We start from the raw sequence: 285 nt of genomic DNA on the forward strand, positions 1-285 counted from the left end.
GCATCAATTAAAGCTTGAACACGTTTATCAACATCTTGTTTCGCATCTTCTTTAGTTCTCACTAGATCTTTGATGGCTTGTAATGCTTGTGCTAAATGCTCTTTTGCTTGTTCAATCTCTTCTTTAGTCATCGCATTGTTTATGTCGTTATGACCTTGTTCAAGTATTTGATTGATTTTATCTTTGAGTGCTTGTTTTTCCTTATCTGTTAGATTCGGATTTTGATCGATCGCATCAATTAAAGCTTGAACACGTTTATCAACATCTTGTTTCGCATCTTCTTTA

The 285-nt window shown here is 34.0% G+C and carries 1 protein-coding gene; it reads right to left on the reverse strand.

Features of this window, described 5'->3' with window-relative positions; translation table 11 throughout:
* Positions 1–285: DUF1542 domain-containing protein (locus CD116_RS07995; RefSeq protein WP_142381045.1), on the reverse strand; the 285-nt coding region annotated here is incomplete at both ends.

Source organism: Staphylococcus schweitzeri, from assembly GCF_002902405.1.
GTDB lineage: Bacteria > Bacillota > Bacilli > Staphylococcales > Staphylococcaceae > Staphylococcus > Staphylococcus schweitzeri.